Source organism: Butyrivibrio sp. NC2007 (assembly GCF_000421405.1).
GTDB lineage: Bacteria > Bacillota > Clostridia > Lachnospirales > Lachnospiraceae > Butyrivibrio.
The window spans coordinates 148,066-167,404 of sequence record NZ_ATWY01000004.1 but is presented as its reverse complement, the minus strand read 5'-3'; the positions used below and the strand labels follow the sequence as shown (position 1 = coordinate 167,404).

Genomic DNA, 19,339 nt, shown 5'->3' with positions numbered 1-19,339 from the left:
AGATAAGGTAAAATGGAAAGAAAAGATAGAGAATTAGGTGTGGATGATCAGGTATATTTCTGGTTTAGCTCCGGCAATCAGTCATGTACTGTGGAATGGGGAATTGAACTAAAGGAAGAGATTGAGGAGGAAAAGCTTAGACAAGCTGTTTTATCTGCAATGAAAGACCTTCCTGTATTCAGAAGCCACTTTGTAGTATCAAAAGGAAGAGTCAAAGCATTTATTGAAGACAATATTGAAAAGGTGCCTGTTTTTGCTGAAGATAACAAGTTGCGCAGGTTTGGAACAGCAGATACTTATGGATATCTTTTTTACCTTTCTTTTAATAAAAAATCTTTGGTATATCATGAATTTCATGCGATGACTGATGGTACATCTATTCATGTTTTTTTAAAAACTATAATGATGTACTACCTTTCTGAAACAAAAGGTGTTCAGGTTGATAAGACTTACCTATCGGATGTGGGTGAATGTGTTTTAATGACCGAGAGTGTGCTTAAGAGCAACGCAGATTCCGATTCAAAAGGGGATTTTGTTGTAGAAGATCATGCGGAAGAGGTATTTCATTTTCCGATAGAATTATTTAAGGAAAGCGATCGTAAATGGCGCTACTTTGAAATAGATCTGCCTATAGCACCACTTCTTAGTCTGGCTAAGAGCTATAACAGCTCAGTCGTTCCGCTTTTGGAATCAATGATTGGAAACGCTATAAGAAGTAATTTTGAAGTTGGTGAAAAGATCATTGTGGGTCATACTCCTGTCGATATGCGACGTATATTTGGAATTAAAACCATGAGCAATGGTACAACAACTGCAGCACTTCCCTACGGCCCCATGATGGATAAACTGGCGCCTGAAGATCGCGCTGCATTATTACGAAAAATCCTCAAAAACCAAATCCAACCAGAAAATATCTGTGGACGATTGAAAACCATGTTGGATGAATACTTGCAGATGGATTCCCAGCCATATTCAATTGAACAGATTATTTCGGGATTACAATGGATAGAAAAGCGTAATAAAACCAGAAGCCCTTATACTTATGCATTGTCTTATATGGGGAAAGTTCACTACTCAGATGAAATTGACAAATATATTGAGGCAGTAAGGGGCAACACAGTGGTAAAAACAGTGCCGGTCATGATAGTAGCCAGTGAGAATGCCGGTGTTTTACACTTAATAATAACTCAGATGTTTGAAGGTGATGAGTTAGTTAGAAGCATTTACAATGAGCTTGTAAGCATTATACCTGAGACAAAATATTTAGATAGAGGTGTACGCTTCTTTGACAAATTGGATTTAGAAGAGTTGGAACATTTTGATGAATAAAGAAAAATATGTGATAAAAAATACGATAGGAATGTTTGACCTGATCAAAGGAATAGGAATGTTTTTTGTTGTTGCGATGCACACAACATCTCTTTTTCCAAGTGTATTTGGTGATTTTGCGGTACAGACTTATTTTAATACATTACCAATTCTACTAATTTTGCCATTAAGTTTATATGTTTCGATTGGCTTTTCCATGATGCCGGCCCTTTTTGTTGTTTCCGGATATGGATTTAGAAAAAGAGATGTTAAAAAGACTATTGTACAACAGGCAAAGTCGCTGCTGATTCCCTATTTCGTGACCGCTGTTATTACCATTGTATTTCATTTTTGTATGCATTATTTGTTTTTTAGATACTTTCCGGGAGCAGCAAAAGAGACATTAAAACTTGGACTTGGATTTTTGCTGGGGCTTTCCAAGACGGTTGAATTTGGCAATTATACTATATTCTCATGTGGCCCGGTCTGGTTTCTTCTTGCTTTGTTTTTTGGATGGAGTATTTTCGCAATAATCGTCAACTTTGTTAAAGAATCATTTATAGCTCCTACGGTCATATGTGTTGCTACAGTGGGATGGGGACTTAGCTTTTTAAAACTTTGTCCTTGGTGCATCAGTTCCGGCCTGGTTTCTGTTTTTTACTTATACTTGGGAATGTATATCAAAAAGAAAAAAGTTTTCTTAAGTGACCATTCTGCCGTGCAGAAATTGTTATACTTGCTACTTGTATTTGTGCCAACAGTGGCGATGAATATGTTTGGGCAATATATAGAAATGGCTGATAATTTTTACGGTTTGGGGCCGATAACCATTATTGAAACGGGTTTATTTTCCATCTTTTCAATTTATTGTTTTCTTTGGTTAAATAGGTTTAATGGTTTGATATCCGGTTTTATAAGGTACATTGGACGATCATCATTATACCTTTTCTGTATACACACTATTGAGATGATGGGGTTTCCGTGGTATGTAGTATCGGAAAAAGTCCCGGATACTGTTGCGGCTTACTGGATTTTTTCGATGTTAAGATTTGGTATTGATAGTATTATTTGTTTTATATTTTTAAAAGCTAAGAACATAAAAAAAGCAAGTTAAGAAAGGAAATCTGCTATGTTTAAATTTTTTGAAACTATTGCGCAAGGAAAGGAAAAACTTTTTTACAGATATCTGGATAATGATAATCAAATATGTGAATTGACTTATAATGACTATGCTGCTGATATATATGAGGCGTTTAACAATCTTAACAGAATGTTTTCGGATATACGCGGGAAGCATATAGGAGTTCTTTCTAATAGAGCATATGATTCTATGGTGTTATTGGCTGCGGCTAATCTTGGCAAAGCTGTTGTGGTACCGATAAACCAGTTTGAATCGCCTGATAATATTGAGTATATTATTGATAACGCTGATATAGAGATTTTGATAGTGTCAGATGCATATAAAAAGTATCATGCCACATTTACGGTTAGTGTGTCTGAAATAGTTACTTGTTCTCGAAAAGAGCGGTTTGAATATGATAATGCAATGGATGAGTTTTCAGATGATAATTACATGATTGTATATACTTCAGGGACTACTGGAAAGGCAAAAGGTGTTGTTATACCATTTGAAAACATTAAAAATCTGGTACAGACAAATACTGATGATATTCCCGAACTGCTTGAGAATGTCACTTCTATGTATTTAACAATACCCTTATACCATATCATGGGTATTTATTATTGGATTGGAGCTGTCTACACTGGATGGCTTATGCATGCAACACAAAATTTTGGTGACATGTTGCATGAATTAACAATATTCAATCCCAATATTGTGATAGCTACACCAGGGTTTATTAAAATGCTTGAGGCAGCTATAAAAAGGGGAAGGGACGATATATTTGGGAATCTTAAATATATTATATCAGGAGGAGCAACGCTTAGCGAAATCCTTGCAGATAGATTAGTTAAATTAGGAATAACGGTTCTTGATGGATACGGTATGACTGAGACAGCAGCTGCCGGAACAGTGAATAGAGATGCATTAGCCCATCCGGGATCAATCGGGAAACCTTTGCCATATGTGAATGTAAGAATTGTTGATGGCGAGATGTGCATAGAAACCAAATACAACATGAAGGGATATTATAAGAATGAAGCAGCCACAGCGGAATGCCTTATAGATGGAATGGTTCATACAGGAGATCTGGCTTATATTGACGAAGAAGGATATGTATTTATCACAGGCCGCAAAAAGAATTTGATCATTCTTTCTGGTGGAGAAAACGTCAGTCCTGAGGAGATAGAAAAGAAGCTATACGAGAATAAGTATATTAAGGAATGCAAGGTCTTTGCAAAAAACGACAGGATATATGCGGGAATATTTGCCAATGTTGAGCATCAGGAGGAAATTAGAGCATTTATCACAGAACTAAACAGTTCACTGCCTATATTTAAAAGAATCAATAAAGTAGAGTTCCAGGAATCAGAATTTGAAAAAACAGCAAATGGTAAAATAAAAAGGTAATTATATAAGAGGAGATTATAAATGAACGGAGAGATATTAAACAAGATAAAAGAAATAATAATGGATATAAGTGACATTGATGTGAGCGAGATACAGCTTGATTCGTCAATAATGGATGATCTTGATCTTTCTTCTGTTGAAGCTATGACAATTCTGGCAGAGATACAGAGAGCATATAACATTACTATTTCTGCAAATGAATTGATGGATGTAGAAACTGTTGGAGAGCTAGTTGAGCTGATTGATAGAAAGATACAATAATAACCTGTAATATGGGCACGAAAATGAAAAAGAAACTACTTATCATGAATGACCTTGCCTTTGGAGGCGGGGTAGAAAAGTTGATGTATGACTTAGTAATGGCTTGGCACGAGAAATATGACATTACAGTTCTTACGTATAAACATTACGAGAACTTCTATGACCAATATCCCGAGGATATCAAATACATCTCGCAGCAGGTACCCAAAGAGTATAAATCCAATTTCTTTGTTCATGTCTATAGCTACATCAACCGCAGATTGTATGAGAGTACCCTGAATTGGCGAATCGAAAAACAAAACTTTGATGTTTTGCTGTGTATGAAGGAGGGGGGGATGGCAAAAAGTGCTCTTTCGTATAATGTTCCCCTTAAGTATGCCTGGAATCATACAGATTACAACAATCATTACTATACTGCAAGTGTTTTTGGGGATGCTATGGCTGAACTGGAGGCTATGAAGCAGTTTAAAAATGTTGTCTGCGTCTCACAGGACATTAAAAAGGGAATCTGCGATGTAATTGGTGATCCGGGAAATCTTATAGTAAAGTACAACCCCATCAATGTTGAGAATGTGATAAAGAAATCCAAGGAGCCGGTAGTTGATATTGACTCTCTGGATCTTCCCAAAGAAGAACAGCCGGTAAGGTTTGTCAGTGTGGGCAGGATAAATGAGCAGAAAGGCTACACTATGCTAATTGAAGTGGCCAAGGCGCTTGAAGATGAGGGGTACAACTTTGAAATAATCGTAGTTGGCGGTAAGGAAGAGTGGCCGGTGGAGTATGACAGGATTCAGGCTCTTCTGGAAAAAATCAAGCCTAAATGCATTAAATTTATTGGAGCCAGAAACAACTCATACAAGTATATTGCCTGTGCTGACTGGTTTATTTCATCATCGATTTACGAAGGCTATTCTCTGGTGAGCCAGGAGGCGGCTGTACTCGATGTGCCCATGCTCCTGACAGACTGTTCCGGCGTCAGGGAACTTTTGGGTGATAGTGAATATGGCATAGTAATGCCTATAAGTATAATAGGTATTTATAGGGCTATGAAGAGGGTTCTTGATGAACCAAGTCTTCATGAACATTACAAAAAGAAGATCATGGAGCGAAAGAGCATTATAACTTATCAGGAGCGTATCAGAGAAATTGAACAGCTGATCGAGGAGTAAAATGAGCAAGAAGTGGACCACAGTGATTGAGCCAAAGGTTCCCCTTTTACGGATACCTTTCGGCGAGATAATTAAGTACAGGGAACTGGTCTGGACATTGGTAAAAAGAAATTATGAGGTTCAGTACAAGCAAACGATTCTAGGACCTCTCTGGTTGATTTTCAGCCTTATTATTAATTCCGGGTTATTTTCATTTATTTTTGGATATGTTGGTGGCTTTTCCTCTGACGGTACGCCATATTTTCTTTTTTATATGACAGGAAGTGTAGCTTGGGATTTCTTTGCCAGCTGCTTTGGTAGCAACACGACAGTTCTTTTGGACAACAGTTATCTTTTTGGAAAGGTTTACTTCCCAAGGCTTATAATGCCGATTGCCAATGTGTTTTTTAATATGATTCGCGTAGGAATTAAGCTGATTGTCACATTATTGGTATGGCTATTTTTCTTTCTTAACGGTGAAGCCAATATGATAGGTCCTAGAATAGTATTTCTTATTCCCTTAGGACTGATAATGGCAGCGCTTGGTACTGCAATGGGGCTTATAGTATCATGCAATACTATTAAGTACAGGGATTTTTCTCACATTGTAGGTCTTCTTACAACAATTATGATGTATGTGTCGCCTGTAATCTATTCCACTAGCCAGCTTCCTAAACTGATACAGGACGTGGTTTACATTAATCCAATATCATCTTTAGTTGAAGCATTTCGTTACTGTATAGTGGGGAATGGGGAGATTCACGTAATCCCTCTTATTTACAGTACATTGTTCACGCTGGTAATAGTTATGATTTCACTGGTGCAATATAATCAGACTGAGAAAGACTTCATTGATATTATCTGAGGCCATATATAATATGAAATATAGTTTTATAATTCCTGTTTATAATGTTGAGTTATATATTCGAGAGTGCCTTAAGGCGGTTGCAGAGCAAACCTTTAAGGATTATGAAGTTATCCTCGTCGATGATGGAAGTACAGACCATTCAGGTGAGATATGTGATGAGTTTAAAAAAAATTTCGAAGGAAAATGCCAGGTAATCCATAAAAACAATGGTGGACTCTCCTCTGCTAGAAATGCAGGGCTTGAAGTTGCCAAGGGTGAGTGGATTGTCTTTGTTGACAGTGATGACTATGTATCTGTGCAACTACTTGAAAAACTTGAGGATGCACAACAGGAGACTTTGGCAGATTTATATTCTTTTAATGCAATGCGTATTGACAGAGAGGGAAACCTATTTGGAAAGCTTGTTTATGCTGTGGAGAATGAGCATATTAGGCTAAAACAAGCAGTTGATATAAGTGAGTATATTATTAATAATATAGCTACGTATACAGCAGGATGGGAAGCATGCTTCAAGTGTTATAGAAAAAGAATAATTGATGAGTATAAAATAAGGTTTATCGATACCCGACAGGTTTTTGCAGAAGATCTTTGTTTTACGTTGGAGTATATGCTTCATGTACATTCGTTGTATAGAATATGCGATATGTTGTATTACTATCGTCTTACCCCTGGATCTTTAATACAAAATGCTGACAGGAATACGATGCTTGGCAGACTTTACAGTTTGACTGAGTATATTTATGAGAAATGTATTGTCTTCAATGAACCGCTGGCAGAGAATTATAATCGCTTCTTTGAAACGCTTATAGTCTATCACATAATATATAAGATGAAAGGCTATAGCGATGAGATGATTGAAGAACAATTGCAATGGATTAGAGAAAATACCCGTTACGGTAAAAATTGGGCGGATATTGATATTAGAGGGATAAAGCGAATTGAACGATAATGATGTTGTTCTGAAAATTGAAAATGTTGGTAAGGACTATATTCTGGGAACTGTTACGGGTGAGACTCTGAAGGATGCCATCAGGCGGAGGAGGAATCTGAAGAAAGGTGTTTCGTCCGATGATCTTGTTCATAACAGTGTATTTACGGCCCTGGATGATGTGTCGTTGGAGATAAGAAGGGGAGAGTGCATCGGTATTATTGGTTCAAACGGAGCGGGAAAATCCACACTTCTTAAGCTTATATCCAGAATAACTATCCCAACCAGAGGACGGATATTTATAGATGGCAAGGTATCAAGTATGCTGGAGGTTGGAACAGGCTTTCACCCCGAGCTTACAGGAAAGGAGAATATTTACCTAAATGGATCAATCTTGGGAATGAGAAGGCAGGAGATTGATGCCAAGCTGGATTCGATCATTGAATTTTCCGAATGCCAGGAGTTCATAGACACTCCTGTTAAGAGATATTCCTCCGGAATGTATGTAAAATTGGCTTTTTCTGTTGCTGCCCACCTGGATTCAGACATTATGATAATGGATGAGGTTCTGGCGGTTGGAGACATCAAGTTTCAGCACAAGTGTCTGGACAAGATGAAGGAGATAGCAAGGACTGAAGGAAGGACAATTCTTTATGTTAGCCACAACATGGAAACAGTGCATAATCTGTGCGACAGATGCATTGTTCTTAATCATGGCAGGCTGGTCTTCGATGGTTCGGTGGATGATGCGGTAAAAATGTATAATGGTGTCAACGTGAAAACTGAGACAACGGCTGACTTCGCCAGATATATAAGACCCGGTTGGCTCGGAAGAGATGATGTCAGGCTGAGTTGGGCAGAGTTTTCGGACAAAAATGATAACGTGTTTAAAGATGACAAAATGAATATATTGTTCAGATATAAGAACAATGCTGACGTTCATAATGCCGGAATACGGATTGAGTTTACGTCTGATTCAGACCATCCTTTTGCAACGCAGGTATTTAATAATGTTATTGATGGACCTGATGGTTCTGAGGGGGAGTTCTGTGTGTCTGTTGACCTGTCCAAAATCCAAAATGGAACATACCAGACATATTATACAGTGTTTGTGCTAGACCCTTATGATGATGGTGTGGATCTTGATTGTGTCCGTGGCCTTGATGTGACAATAGCAAGAGAGCATGTACCAGGTGAGATTAAATGGCGAGCTAGTTCATGGGGGAGCGTAAAGCTCTGATGAGTTTATTATGATGAAAAATAAGAGTAATAAGTACAGGCATGAATACAAGTACTTTATATCGGATTCAGAGGCTGCTATTTTGAGAAAGAGAATAGAAAAGCTAATGCCTCTTGATAAGCACGTAGGCCCATCAGGGGTGTATCTGATCACCAGTCTGTACTTTGACGATTATTACGATTCATGCCTGACTGAAAATGAGAATGGTACGGATCCCAGGGAAAAACTCAGAATCAGAATATATAACCATGATACGAGTAGAATAAGGCTGGAGTGTAAAAGAAAAGAGAGGGGTAAAACTCTAAAAAGATCTGCGAGAATCTCAAAGGAGCAGGTTGAGGATATTATAAATGGTCAATTGCTAAAATATGAAAACGATATAGACCCCTTGCTGATAAAGTTTGGCGAGCAGCAGCGTAGCAAGATGCTTGTGCCAAAAGTGATTGTTGAATATGAAAGAATACCCTACATATATAGTCTGGGTAATGTAAGAGTGACATTTGACAGGTATCTTTCGTCATCAAACAGAATCGAAAATTTTCTGAGCGGAGATTACATGAAGAGGCCGGTTATGCCTGCAGGTAAGCTTTTGTTAGAAGTAAAGTTTGATGAGTATCTGCCGGATTATCTTCATTCAGCATTGCAGCTGGATAACTTGGTACAGACTGCTTTTTCAAAATATTATTTGTGCAGGAAAGTTGGCTTATGATTAGTATTAGAGACATAATTAAAAAATCATTTTTAGAAGGTTATTCCGCAAAGGACATAAACCTTGAAGTGGTCATTTTCACAATTCTTTTTACCGCATTGATCGCAGCTTATATTTTTGCAGTGTACAAGCGTATGTGTAGAAAGACTTTTTATTCCAGAGAATTTAACATAAGTCTTGTGGGAGTAGCACTGATTGTAGCAGCAATAATAATCACAATCCAGTCAAGCATTGTGGTTTCTCTTGGTATGGTCGGTGCGCTATCCATCGTGAGATTCAGAACGGCAATAAAAAATCCATTGGATCTGATGTTTCTGTTCTGGTCAATTAGTACTGGTATAATCTGTGGAGCAGGATTTGCAGAGTATGCAGTAGTTCTGGCGGTTGCACTTACGATTATAGTGATGTTACTAGATCATTTTCCTGCAGGCAAAGCGCCTATTATTCTTGTAGTGAATGCTGACACGCTGGAGCTAGAAAAAAGCATATTGGATGTAGTAAGCGAATATTCTAAGCATTATACGGTTAAGGCAAGAAATATCTATTCTTCTTCGCTTGATCTGACTATTGAAATAACGTCTAAGGACGTCTCAGAACTACTAAAGAAATTGTCTTCCATTGAAGGTGTTAAAGGGGTATCTGCGCTGGCGCATGATGGAGAAACTACCTTCTGACATTTTGTAAAAGGTTATCCGTTATACAGTGACTTTAGATAATCAAGCCTTTTATATGTCCAAGTTTTCATATAGCTGATGGACTCATCATAGGTCTGCGCAGCCTGATACTCATCTTCGCCTATTCGGCCCCACGATGCACGAATATTGAATTCATTTTCAAGATCGCTTCCAGAATAATCAACTGCTTCGTCTATCTTTGTTTCAATAAATTCCCCTAGTCCAGGATAAATTTCCATGTATCTTTCTTTAAAGCGTTGATTAAACTCAGGGACCTCAGTAAGCTTCAGCCATAATGTGTTAATATAAACAATGACTTCAGATGAATTGGAACCTGCTCCAAAAGTAAGATCCATATCCCAAACTGGCCCATATGTCAATTTGCCACCAGAAGGAAGATAGTAATATAAGCTCTTGTAAGCAACATCTCCATTATTGGTTATTAATGAAACGAGATATCCATTTATGAAGGAATCTACATCAACAGCCTGTTGTATGGCATCCCAGTCCTTAGATAGTATTATGTCATATATTTCACCTAAGCGTTTTTGGGCGTAGGCGGTATATTCCCTTGTGTACCCATCGTCATCCGGGTCGGGGCTCTTGATCTCAAATGGGGATATAGATCTGTCAAACCAAAACCAGGCCAAACCTTCTTGGTCAGAACTCTTATCATAGTATGCATAAGCGTCATTTTCAAACAAGAAATCTGTTTCTTCAGGAGTAGACTTAACTTTACCGCTGATGGGGACGCGCGTTTTGCCGGTTTCAATCTGATCGCACAAATTATAGACACCCTGATACTCATTGTTGATATACAGATTGACTATCTGAACCATAGGAACGAAGGTATCCTTAGCAGATATTTGGCGGTAGATTTCCATGGCAATATAATTGTGTAATCCGGTGATATCGTTTGCATTCGCAAGTAAAACCCAGCTCTTTTCATCACCGCCGCCGAAAAGGGATGTTTTTTCATTGAACTTGATCTTGTATGGCTTTTTGTCAGCATACTGAGTTGAATTGCCGCGTATTCTTATCTTGGCGTCTGAAGGGTCCAGATTGTACTCTGCTGCATTAGATATTTGGACAGAGCATTCTGTGTAATTTGTTTTACTCAGACTATAATCATCGTCCATAAGAATATCAATTCTTGGAATTTTGCTGTTCTTAGGTTCTGTGTAGTTTAGAGTTGAATGGTAGTCTTCAACCGGTATCGAGGAGCTGCTTTTAAGCCGCGCCCACCTAGGGATTGAGAACTCACCATAACCTTTATAAACAAGAAAGACTGCTGCACCTGACAAAGTTAATAATGAGAGGACAACAATCAATATGGTACGAATGATTTTTTTGAATTTTACTTTTTCCATTTCTATGATCCAATTCTTGACATTTTTTGAAGTGATTTATGACATAATAATATAGTTTCAGCGAGAATTCAAGAAAACATCTTTTTCAGGCTTGGCAGATTACTATGGATGCTGAGCTTGGAAATTAATGAAGGAGTTACGAGTATAAATGAATAGTCTTGGAATCAAATATAATGAAAAGGGTTATTACTTTATAAAGTACACAATGATTATTATGCTTATTAGTGTAGTGTGTTTTCTTCCGATAATTGCTAATAGCCTTACAAATTCTTATGATGGTCTATGGTATTCTACTTATTATCAGGCAGGCAATCTTGAGTTGGCTAGTGGAAGATGGGCATGGCTTTTCTTGGATAAAATCAGAGAAGGCTATAGTGCAGAGCCCTTTAATTCTTTATTAGCCCTTCTTTTCATGACTGCCGGAACCTATTTTTTGTTCTTGCCATTTATGCATAAGAAACATATTTTGCTGTATGCGCTTTTAATAATCGTAAGCACAACAACATGTTGCTATCTTTCTTATAGGTTTCAATCGCCAACTTTTGGAGCATCTTTTTTTACGGCAACTCTTTCAGCATGGTTTGTTATCAACAGTGATACATCTGGAAATATCAAAAAAGTATTGCTTTCTTGTGCTTTAGGAACTCTGCTGCTTTCTGTTTCATTGGGGCTGTATCAGTCAAATATCGGTTGTTTTTGCCTGGCATTGCTTGCGTATTCCATGTACATGCTGCTCTCTGACAATAGAGCGAATACACCAATAATTCTAATTAGAGGAATTGGGGTATTATTAGCAGGATGCATTGTGTATAAAATATTATGGGATGTAGCACTGATTTTAAGACATACGGCAGCAGCAAGTTATAGAGGTGCAGATTCAGTATCTATCTTAACTATTATCAAGATGTTGCCTCAAAGTATTCTTGGCACATATGCTTCGTTTGTTGATTTTTTTAGCTTCAATGAGGGATATTATGTTTTCAAGATCATAAGATGTTTTCTTGTAATTGTTTTGTTCGCGTTTTTATTGTTTCAAGGGATCAGGAAGTTAAGAAATAATCTTAGAGATTGCATATTATTTATAGCGTTGTGGTTATTGATTCCTGTAGCAGCAAATCTTTTTTTGCTTCTTGCACCTTTTGCAGGTTGGCTAAGCATGCAGATGACCGGCCCATTATCCATTGTTGTTCCTTTGTTGCTATGTGTTTTGGAACAAGGCATTAAAAGAGCAAAAATATGTTTGATTTTGGGGTGCGTATTTCTTTATGGCAACATATATGCTGTTGGTACAGATATAGATGCTTTGTCACAAGGAATGACATCTTCGCAAGCTATCGTCCAAAATGTAATTGCGTCTATAACTGAAGAAGAAATATATTCTGACGATAATGAATACTTATTTGTTGGTAACATATCAGATAGTCCTCTTTTCAGAAAAAATATACTATGGAGTAGAGCGAGTTCATATGCGAAAGCCGGTGATTCTGGAATTTATAGTAGCAGTTATTATGATAGTTACAAAGGTGTGCTGGATGATATTGGAATACAATTAAAGATTGGATCTTTAGATGATTACTTTTCTGTTTTGGAGGATGATAGTGTATTAAGCGCACCAAATTATCCAAATCCTAAATCGATTATCAAGAAAGGCAACTTAGTGATTATTAAGATATCTGATAATATTGGTATAGAGTATCCACAGTGATTGTGCTGTGCCAATCTTATTTGATTTTACTGTTTGCAGTGGTGGAATTAAAGTGAAATAAGAACTTGTGCAGGTGCTAACTCATAGAAAATACGCCTTTTGCTCTTTTGGGCAAGGGGCGTTTTTGTTTGGCGCATTTCTTTCTGTAGCATTCTAATCTGAGCCTTGGTCTCAGCATTTTTGCCAAGCTTGTACTGATTCAACAAGGTGTACATGGAATAATCAAGAATGGAATTGTAGCTACTGAGCACATAATCTGATGAGATACAGCTGGAAATGCGGTCATATGCAGGCTTGTAAATGAAAGTTTCGCCATCAAAAAAGCACTTCGTCACTGTTGCTGAAGCCTGATCCTGTATGTAGTGGTACATGGGAAGGGGAAGGCATGCGAAATGTACATCTTTTGATGAAAAGAGCCGTGTCTGGAACAGAAGGTCCTCGCAAATTCTTATGTCCGTGTCAAAAGAAAGCTCTTTTAACAAATCTGTTTTAAAAAGTCTTGTGAAAAGAAATCCTCTAACCGTATCATCTGTAAACATTAGTCTTAACAAGTCTTCAGATGAAAGAATTTCAGATGAGTTATATGAATAAGGCGTCACAACACTGTCTTTGTGGGTGAAGTATCCGCAGAGGCAGCCGTCCACGTTGCGATTCCCGTTTAATCCATGGTCTGATGAAGCGGATTCGATAGCTTCTAGCATTTTTGCATACATATCAGGTTCGATATGATCGTCTGCATCAAGAAAACTGATCCAATATCCGCCGGCATTCTTTATCCCTAAGTTCCTTGCTGCTGACACGCCTGCGTGGCTTTGAGATAATGCCTTGATAAAAGCATATTTCTGTGCATAATTATAAGCGACGTCTGATGAACCGTCGCTTGAACCATCATCAATGAGAATTATCTCATAAGGTAGCATTGTGCCGGCCAGAATGCTCTCTAACATTCTAGGCAAAGCGTCTTTGCAGTTGTAGAATGGGATTATAATAGTAATTGTCTTATCCATGCTACTAATTATAGTTACTGAGGATATGAAATGGAAGATAAAAAACAGTATCCGATTCCGAAAATAATACATTATTTCTGGATGGGTGGGGGAGAAAAGCCCGAGTCTGTGCTGAAATGTATTGAGAGCTGGAAAAAGAACTGCCCAGACTTCGAGATCAGGGAGTGGAATGAGGATAACTACGATGTTCACAGCCATCCATATATGGAAGAAGCATATAATAAAAAGAAGTGGGCATTTGTTACTGATTATGCAAGATTGGATGTTCTGGTGCGTTTTGGGGGTATTTACCTGGATACAGATGTCGAGGTGTTAAAAGACCTCTCGCCTCTTTGTCAGTATCGGGCTTTTATTGGGTTTGAGAATCCTCAGAAAACCAATGACGGTCAGGGATTTGGCTGTGAGCCGGGTATGCCTGTGTTTCGAGAAATGCTTGAATGCTATGACGGAGACGGACCTTTTGAACTTATAGATGGAGTCTTAAGTTATGCAGAAAGCCCGAAGCTTCGGACAAAAGTGCTTCTGGCACATGGTCTCGTGCTTGATGGATCAAGACAGCAGGTGGATGGCGTTGAGGTGTTTCCTGTCGAATATTTCTGTCCTTTGGATTATGACACCGGCAGGCTTAAGGTCACAGAGAATACATTTAGCATTCACCACTTTGACTCCAGTTGGCAAGGGAAAAACGCCGCAATATACAATAAGATCCGTCAAAGCCTGAACATGATATTTGGAGTAGAACGCGGGAAGAGATTGTTTAAAAAAATCATGCAGGCAAAAGATGTAATAACGAAGCCATTAAAGAAAGATAATTGATAAGCATGACGATTAGGAGACACTTTGAAAACTGAGAGACAGATTTCGGTCATCGTACCGGTTTACAACGTGGAAAACTATATAAGAGAATGCCTGGATTCAATCATGGCTCAGACCGTCAGCTCTTTTGAACTAATACTGATTGATGATGGCTCCACGGACGACAGTGGCAGAATCTGTGATGAGTATGCGCAGCAAGACGAGAGGATACGGGTTATACATAAGGAAAACGGAGGGCTTTCGTCAGCTAGGAACAGTGGACTTGATATGGCGACAGGAGACTATGTATGCTTTATTGATTCCGATGACATTGTAAAGCCGGACTACATGGAGAAGCTGCATGATAGTATCATACAACACAAGTCAGACCTGGTAATCTGTGATATAGAGGATCAGAGGCTGGCCAATTGGAGCAATGAACCAGCCACAATGGTAGGGGGCACATCGAAAGATGCGCGGCGCTGGCTATATGATCAGCATTCTCGAGAGTATGTGCTCATGGTCGTGGCATGGAATAAGTTGTATTCAAAAGAACTTTTTGATGGCCTACGTTTCCCTCTTGGCAGGCTCCATGAGGACGAGTTTATGATCGGGCCGATTCTGAAAAAGGCCAACAAGATCTCTTTTGTCCCTGAAAAGCTCTACGTGTATAGGGAAAATACTTCCGGAATTACCTCTAATGCAAACAAGTTCAATATAAGGCATCTTGACGCAATAGATGCTTATACAGAAAGGATTGACGGCGCCGTAGAGGATGGTGACCTGGAATTTACTGTTGCTACCCTGAAAAACGCATTGTATAAATGCGCTAGATTTTACAAGGAAGGGAAGGAACTGGGATTCACAGAGTTTGCGAAAGCGGCAGCTAAGAAGTATAAAGAGGTTTTTGCAAGATATGGAAATCTTTTAAGTGCAAAACAGCAGCTTAAGTACAGGGTGTTCCTGATATTGCCTAGTGCATTTATATCGATGTTCAACCCTTGATCGATCCAATTAGTAAGAAATGACATAGAAAAAGGACATCCGATCGGATGTCCTTCTTTTAGAGCGATAGACGGGGCTCGAACCCGCGGTCTCGACCTTGGCAAGGTCGCGCGTTACCAACTACGCCACTATCGCATTTCGCTGTCATGATTATAAAGGTGACAACGAATTGATTTTAGAATAATATTGTTGTATTGTCAACATATATTTCAAAACAAGTCAGCAACAAATCAGGTTAGGAGCATTAATGAGCGCAAAAGTTATTCTTAGAAAAGGACAGGGAAGAGAGTTTAAGTCAGGAGGTCTCTGGATTTACGACAACGAGATCGACAGAGTTGAGGGTGGTTTTGAAAATGGCGATATCGTTGAACTCCATGACTTCGACGATTTCTTTTTGGGATATGGATTTATAAATGAGAATTCCAAGATAAGGGTTCGAATGATGTCCAGGAAGAAGGAGAATCTTGTCACAGATGAACTTATAGAGACAAGAGTCAGAAACGCCTGGGAGTACAGGAAGGCAGTTATGGCTGATTATTGTGATGAGTACTTAAAGGGTGATGATGCCCTTACGAGGCTCTCCTGTAGACTGATCTTCGGTGAAGCGGATTTCCTGCCTGGCATCACAATAGATAAATTTTCGGATGTGCTTGTTATTGAGTCTCTTGCCCTCGGAACAGACAGAATGAAGGACAAGATCCTTGATGCCTGCAAAAGAGTTCTTCTGGAAGATGGGGTTAAGATCCGCGGAATTTATGAAAGAAGTGATGCCAAGGTTCGTGAGCTTGAGGGCCTTGAGAGAACCAAGGGCTTTATCGGAGAGTCTTTTGACACAAAAGTACTTATAGAAGAGAACGGAGTAAAATACTACGTCGATGTTGAGAACGGCCAGAAGACAGGCTTTTTCCTCGACCAGAAATTTAACAGACAGTCTATCAGGGGGCTTTGCAAGGGTAAAAGAGTCTTAGACTGCTTTACACATACCGGCTCTTTTGCACTCAATGCAGCAGCCGGCGGTGCTGCTTCAGTCCTGGGCGTTGATGCTTCAGACCTGGGCTGCGAGCAGGCAAGAGAAAACGCAGCACTGAACGGCCTTGAGAATATTGCAAGCTTTGAGTGTGCAGATGTATTTGAGCTTCTTCCCGATCTTGAGAAAAAGGGCGAGAAATTTGATGTGGTCATCCTTGATCCTCCGGCCTTTACCAAGTCCAGAGCTTCGATCAAGAAGGCTACGACCGGATACAAAGAGATCAACCTTCGCGGAATGCGCCTTGTCAAGAACGGAGGGTATCTTGCAACCTGCTCCTGCTCTCACTTTATGGATGAGGAGCTGTTCCTTAAGACCATTGCAGATGCAGCAAGAGATGCTCACAAGCGCCTTCGCCAGGTGGAATTCAGACAGCAGGCGGCTGACCACCCGATCCTTTGGGGAGGAGCAGCTTCATACTATTTGAAGTTCGTCATCTTCCAGGTTTGCGATGAAATGTAAAAAAATTTAAAAAACATGTTGACAACACGCCACAAATGCTTTATTATTTATTTTGCTGTCGCGAAAGCGACTTTACATATATGCGATAGTGGCGTAGTTGGTAACGCGCGACCTTGCCAAGGTCGAGACCGCGGGTTCGAGCCCCGTCTATCGCTCTGAAACTTAGGACATCCAATCGGATGTCCTTTTTCGTTGCCCTGAATAATGAGTCAAAATGAAACGTCCCCGGTGTCTCATTTTGAGTCACCGGGGACGTTTCACTTTGACTCACATCTGCACCTTCTGCATTTCGTAGTAGAATCCCTTTTTATCCATGAGTTCCTGATGTGTTCCCTGTTCTATGATGCGACCTTCGCTGAATACAAGTATCAGATCGGCATTTATTATTGTTGAAAGCCTGTGGGCGATAGCGATGATTGTGCTCTTTCCGGCTATTTGATTTATTGCGGACTGAATCTGTCTTTCTGTCTGCACATCTACAGATGCAGTGGCTTCATCGAGAATTATGATCGGCGAGCTTCTAAGGATCGCTCTTGCTATAGCTACGCGCTGCTTCTGGCCGCCGGACAGGCGAAGGCCTCTTTCACCGACCTGTGTATCGTACAGCTTGGGCATGTTGAGAATATCGTCGTGGATATTGGCAGCCTTAGCTGCTTCCACAATTTCTTTTCTTGTGGCATCAGGTCTTGCGTATCCGATGTTCTCTGCAATTGTGCCGTTGAACAGGAATGTATCCTGAAGCACCGGTGAAATGGTGTGCCTCAAACTCTCAAGGGTTACGTGCTTGATATCCTTGCCGTCAATCAGTATTCGTCCTTCCTGAGGGTCATAAAATCTTGAAATGAGCTGAGTTGCAGTGGTCTTACCAACTCCGGTTGGACCTACCAGAGCCACCATCATGCCGGGCTTACAGGAAAAAGAGACATCTTTGAGCACAGGGATCTCATTACTATAGTGGAAACTTACATTTTCAAAGGCAATAGCCCCTTTGACATCGGTCAGCTCTTTTGCATCCTCTGAATCAGATATGGCTGATGGAGTATCAAGTATAAGCGCGACTCTCTCGGTCCCGGCAAGAGACTGCTGAAGGTCCTCAATGAGCTTGGCAAGTCCGGATACCGGCTGGTAAAAGAGAGAAAGATACAGCATAAAGGCTACAATATCTGCAACACCAAGCTGTCCCCTATAAGCTAGATAACCGCCAAAGAAAACTACTAGAATTGTACCGATAGATGAGAGGAACTCAACGCTGGGGTGGAAGATTCCGCTGGCCCTTAAGGCCCTTAGCATCGCTTTGACCTGCTGAAAGCTCTTTTCCCTGATCCGGTTGCTCTCATGCTTCTCCTGTCCAAAGGCCTGTATCTCATGTAGTCCGGACAAAGAGTCCTGGAGCAGGGCGTTTAGCTCGCCCATAGTCTTCTGGGATACTCTGAAAAAAGGACGTACAATTTTGGCAAAGATAACTCCGGACACCAGTATAAGCGGGATTGGGGCACAGGTGATAAGAGCGAGCCTTACATTTATCGTCATGAGAATTATCAGAACGCCGAAAAAGGTGACAAAATTAGTGATCATATCCGGGATCATATGAGCATACAAAAGCTCAAAATCCCTTGTGTCATTGACAATTCGGCTCATAAGATCACCGGTTTGCTTGTCATGGAAAAAGCCAAGGTCAAGGCTTTGAAGCTTATCATAGAGTCTGCTACGGAGGTCGCCTACAAGAAACCAAGCAGCTCTGTGCGCAAGATAATTGCTGAGAAACCTGAAAAGAACACGCAACAGATACAGAAAAAGCAGAATCAGAGCTAGGTGCTGAACCCTGACCAGAGCGACTTCATCCACGCCTTCTCCGACAATTCCCACCATGTTTGAAAGAACTTTTGGCGCAGTCAGATTTACAGCTGTAAGGCCAAAGGTAGCCAGGATTGCTATTATGTATAGCCCTTTATAACGAGCTGCTTCTTTGGTCAGTTTCCATAATGTTTTCCATACTCCCATGTTTACAATCCTTCCCCGAATTCTCTAACTGATTTGCATAAATATACTCTTGATACAGATAGTATCAAGAACGTGGACGCCTCACAAGCGAAAAATGAGTCAAAGTGAAACGTCCCCGGTGTCTCATTTTGAGACAATGGGGACGTTTCATTTTGACTCATCGATTTATGCTTGACACAGAGTTGTCAGTCAATTATACTAACAACTAATATTTTTCAGAAAAAGGAAATGCTTATGATCAAATTATTCCTCATCAACCCCAATACAGCATCTACTAAGCCCGTGAATGATAATAATCAGG

General features: G+C 39.7%; 17 protein-coding genes and 2 tRNA genes. 15 read left to right on the top strand and 4 right to left on the bottom strand.

Annotated features, from left to right (window positions below; all coding sequences use genetic code 11):
* Positions 1-12 precede the first annotated feature (12 nt).
* The 10 genes from G632_RS0104795 to G632_RS0104750 are packed head-to-tail and all read left to right on the top strand — an operon-like array spanning position 13 to position 9,666.
* Positions 13-1,329: a hypothetical protein gene (locus G632_RS0104795; protein WP_022767894.1), complete on the top strand. Its 1,317-nt coding sequence runs from the start codon at positions 13-15 to the stop codon at positions 1,327-1,329.
* The gene (locus G632_RS0104790) at positions 1,322-2,422 is read left to right on the top strand and encodes an acyltransferase family protein (RefSeq protein WP_022767893.1); all 1,101 of its coding nucleotides are present in this window, start codon (positions 1,322-1,324) and stop codon (positions 2,420-2,422) included. The genes G632_RS0104795 and G632_RS0104790 overlap by 8 nt, the downstream gene beginning before the upstream one ends.
* A gap of 15 nt (positions 2,423-2,437) precedes the next feature.
* Entirely contained in the window at positions 2,438-3,838 is a 1,401-nt protein-coding gene (locus tag G632_RS0104785; protein WP_022767892.1) for a class I adenylate-forming enzyme family protein, read from the top strand.
* A gap of 21 nt (positions 3,839-3,859) precedes the next feature.
* Positions 3,860-4,099: an acyl carrier protein gene (locus tag G632_RS0104780; protein WP_022767891.1), complete on the top strand. Its 240-nt coding sequence runs from the start codon at positions 3,860-3,862 to the stop codon at positions 4,097-4,099.
* 23 nt (positions 4,100-4,122) lie between these two features.
* Positions 4,123-5,268 carry a glycosyltransferase gene (locus G632_RS0104775; protein ID WP_022767890.1) on the top strand — a complete coding sequence of 382 codons (1,146 nt, stop codon included), beginning with the start codon at positions 4,123-4,125 and terminating at the stop codon, positions 5,266-5,268.
* Position 5,269: 1 nt separating this feature from the next.
* Complete coding sequence (locus G632_RS0104770; protein ID WP_022767889.1) at positions 5,270-6,112, top strand: ABC transporter permease; 843 nt, start codon at positions 5,270-5,272, stop codon at positions 6,110-6,112.
* Between the two features lie 13 nt (positions 6,113-6,125).
* The gene (locus G632_RS18825; RefSeq protein WP_022767888.1) at positions 6,126-7,064 is read left to right on the top strand and encodes a glycosyltransferase family 2 protein; all 939 of its coding nucleotides are present in this window, start codon (positions 6,126-6,128) and stop codon (positions 7,062-7,064) included.
* A complete protein-coding gene (locus tag G632_RS0104760; protein ID WP_022767887.1) occupies positions 7,054-8,283 on the top strand; it encodes an ABC transporter ATP-binding protein in 1,230 nt (409 codons plus the stop codon). The genes G632_RS18825 and G632_RS0104760 overlap by 11 nt, the downstream gene beginning before the upstream one ends.
* A gap of 10 nt (positions 8,284-8,293) precedes the next feature.
* Positions 8,294-8,992, top strand: coding sequence for a polyphosphate polymerase domain-containing protein (locus G632_RS0104755; protein WP_022767886.1), 699 nt, complete (start codon positions 8,294-8,296; stop codon positions 8,990-8,992).
* Positions 8,989-9,666, top strand: a complete 678-nt coding sequence (locus G632_RS0104750; protein WP_022767885.1) for a DUF4956 domain-containing protein — start codon at positions 8,989-8,991, stop codon at positions 9,664-9,666. The genes G632_RS0104755 and G632_RS0104750 overlap by 4 nt, the downstream gene beginning before the upstream one ends.
* A gap of 14 nt (positions 9,667-9,680) precedes the next feature.
* Here G632_RS0104750 and G632_RS0104745 read toward each other — a convergent pair whose 3' ends face one another.
* Positions 9,681-11,036, bottom strand: a complete 1,356-nt coding sequence (locus tag G632_RS0104745) for a CotH kinase family protein (RefSeq protein ID WP_022767884.1) — start codon at positions 11,034-11,036, stop codon at positions 9,681-9,683.
* Between the two features lie 148 nt (positions 11,037-11,184).
* Here G632_RS0104745 and G632_RS0104740 point away from each other — a divergent pair, with 148 nt between their 5' ends.
* Positions 11,185-12,741, top strand: coding sequence for a glucosyltransferase domain-containing protein (locus G632_RS0104740; RefSeq protein WP_022767883.1), 1,557 nt, complete (start codon positions 11,185-11,187; stop codon positions 12,739-12,741).
* A gap of 47 nt (positions 12,742-12,788) precedes the next feature.
* Here G632_RS0104740 and G632_RS0104735 read toward each other — a convergent pair whose 3' ends face one another.
* Entirely contained in the window at positions 12,789-13,748 is a 960-nt protein-coding gene (locus G632_RS0104735) for a glycosyltransferase family 2 protein (RefSeq protein WP_196802268.1), read from the bottom strand.
* 30 nt (positions 13,749-13,778) lie between these two features.
* Between G632_RS0104735 and G632_RS0104730 the strand changes: the two genes are divergently transcribed.
* Both G632_RS0104730 and G632_RS18820 read left to right on the top strand, forming a co-directional pair.
* The gene (locus tag G632_RS0104730) at positions 13,779-14,564 is read left to right on the top strand and encodes a glycosyltransferase family 32 protein (protein ID WP_022767881.1); all 786 of its coding nucleotides are present in this window, start codon (positions 13,779-13,781) and stop codon (positions 14,562-14,564) included.
* Positions 14,565-14,588: 24 nt separating this feature from the next.
* Positions 14,589-15,548, top strand: coding sequence for a glycosyltransferase family 2 protein (locus tag G632_RS18820; RefSeq protein ID WP_022767880.1), 960 nt, complete (start codon positions 14,589-14,591; stop codon positions 15,546-15,548).
* 62 nt (positions 15,549-15,610) lie between these two features.
* Here G632_RS18820 and G632_RS0104720 read toward each other — a convergent pair.
* Positions 15,611-15,683 (bottom strand) — tRNA-Gly (locus tag G632_RS0104720).
* A gap of 112 nt (positions 15,684-15,795) precedes the next feature.
* Here G632_RS0104720 and G632_RS0104715 point away from each other — a divergent pair.
* Both G632_RS0104715 and G632_RS0104710 read left to right on the top strand, forming a co-directional pair.
* A complete protein-coding gene (locus G632_RS0104715; protein ID WP_022767879.1) occupies positions 15,796-17,037 on the top strand; it encodes a class I SAM-dependent rRNA methyltransferase in 1,242 nt (413 codons plus the stop codon).
* An 82-nt stretch (positions 17,038-17,119) separates the two neighbouring features.
* Positions 17,120-17,192 (top strand) — tRNA-Gly (locus tag G632_RS0104710).
* Positions 17,193-17,304: 112 nt separating this feature from the next.
* On the opposite strand, the gene G632_RS0104705 is transcribed toward G632_RS0104710, so the two are convergent.
* Positions 17,305-19,038 carry an ABC transporter ATP-binding protein gene (locus G632_RS0104705; protein WP_022767878.1) on the bottom strand — a complete coding sequence of 578 codons (1,734 nt, stop codon included), beginning with the start codon at positions 19,036-19,038 and terminating at the stop codon, positions 17,305-17,307.
* Positions 19,039-19,339: the final 301 nt, after the last annotated feature.